The following is a 1,891-nucleotide window of genomic DNA, read 5'->3' as shown; positions in this document are numbered from 1 at the left end:
CGTATGCCGGGAGCAAAGATCGTTGGTGAGGTGGGCGTGGAGATCGCAGGATCTGCCACGAGAGAGGCTGGGCGCCGATCGAACGAGATCCTCAAGTCAGTGGAGACCGCGACCGCTGACACGGTCCTGAAGCGGGGTGGTGCGGCGTCGGAGGTGCCGGCTCGATCACTGGACCAGCTGCTTCCCGATGGGAAAGTTCCCAGTGTTCGAAATGGAGAATTCAACCGTTGGTTCGACGAGCTTTCTTCGAAGGAACTGGAAGTGCTTTGGGAGAACAAGAGGACCCGAGACGCGATCGAAGCCCGCATACGTCAACCCGGTGGGTTGCACGAATGGTGCATGGTCTGTCGAGCCCCTGATTTCAAGGGGTGGGGTGTTTCGATGGATGAGATCAAGAGGTTCAGAACCAAGACGAAAGATCTGAAATGGACCAATCCTGCTGATGGAAAGCCGGGCGGTCATGGTGGTCACGGCTCCGGTACTTTCCACAACGAGCTGGGCCGGATAATTGACGAAAGCAAGTCGCTCGAAGAATTCAATTCGGGTATTATAATTCTGAGGGATCGCTGGAAGATTGATCCCGCCCTGCTTCCGCCGCTCCCAAAATCTTGAGGGATATAGATGTGAGGACTCTTCTGTCCGATTGGTGTGCGTTCTGTGAAGGGTCGGCTGTGTTTGATAAGTCCCATTTTTTGGGGTTGTTGAAAGAGCACGGAACCGATGTCGAGCTCCGGAAGATATTTGGTTATTTTCCATCTTCGTTGGATTTGCATGCGAAGGCTGTCAAGGTTATTTCTTCCGGTAGCCTGGACGGTTCGTTGTACCTGCGTCCGCGATTCTCAACGTCACGCGAAGAGATTGTCAGGCTTGGAAGTGAGTGGCTGAGGGGGCAGGAGGAGATATGCGGAAAGATAGGTGATGTTGAGATTGAAGGAATCTGCAGGCGCGCGAAGGTGGTTTTTGCTGCCGAGAGTGATCTGGATTCCGCGCTTCAGCGTGATATTCCTCATCACTGGCTGTTCGATGGAATTGGTGATTCGCTGAGGGCGAGCAGGATATCCGAGTCTGATCAGGTGTATGCGTTGCTTGAGGCGCTTTATGGGTTGGCTGCCGACTATTATTTGGCATGGTATATCGGTGGCTCCTTGTTTGAGTTGGATGTGGATTTCGGTCCTTATTTTGAATTCTGGCGCGTGGGTGGGCGGTGCGCATTGACTGAGACGGAGTTTCTGATTTCCAATCAGTAACTGGTTGCCGCGCATGCATTCATTTCTGCTGCCGCTCGCTGCCCGGTAGTGTGCTGGTGAAGGCGCCTGCAGCGCGTGTGCATGGCCACCACGGAGGGCAACATCAGCCTGACCGCAACCAACATCGCGGCCGAGAACGATGTCAGCATCCGCGGTGTCCTGGGCAAGGCCCACGTCGACCACTTCCGCGAGCACGCGTGACCCTGTCTGCATGATCGAACCGAACCTGATTCCGTGCGGATGCGTTGTCGATGCAGGTGTCATGAAGCCGTGAACCCTCGACGAAGCACAGCAGGAGGTTCTGCTGCAGGGCATCGGACAGACTGACGTTACCGTTGAGGGGAGCAGGGCTTCTTCTCGATGCGGGCGGTCATTGGCCTGGATGGATAATATTGAGGATTACCCTGCCTGCGAGGCGTTCGGGCCCGATATATATATCAAAGAGTGTTTGAACGGATTCACTTTGATGAGGATTCGAAGCGTAAAACTTCCTTAAAGTTTCCCCCCGTCGAGCCGCCATCGAAAGTAGGGCCACAATCAAGGGAATTGAGATGCTTGCCTTACGCAACCTCCGTGTAGGATCCCGGCTTTCTGCCGGCTTCGGTCTGCTGTTGCTGTTCATCCTGGCCATTGTCGGCCTGGTG

The 1,891-nt window shown here is 54.8% G+C and carries 2 protein-coding genes; both read left to right on the top strand.

Annotation, left to right across the window (positions count from 1 at the left end; genetic code table 11):
• A partial coding sequence (locus AB4Y84_RS20510) for a hypothetical protein (protein WP_442250802.1) occupies positions 1 to 612 on the top strand: 612 nt, incomplete at its 5' end.
• Positions 613 to 671: 59 nt separating this feature from the next.
• A complete protein-coding gene (locus AB4Y84_RS20505; RefSeq protein WP_442243794.1) occupies positions 672 to 1,247 on the top strand; it encodes a hypothetical protein in 576 nt (191 codons plus the stop codon).
• Positions 1,248 to 1,891: the final 644 nt, after the last annotated feature.

Source organism: Stenotrophomonas sp. 2YAF22 (assembly GCF_052114665.1).
In the GTDB taxonomy this organism is placed as follows: Bacteria; Pseudomonadota; Gammaproteobacteria; order Xanthomonadales; family Xanthomonadaceae; genus Stenotrophomonas; species Stenotrophomonas indicatrix.
This window is presented reverse-complemented; position numbering and strand designations above follow the sequence as displayed.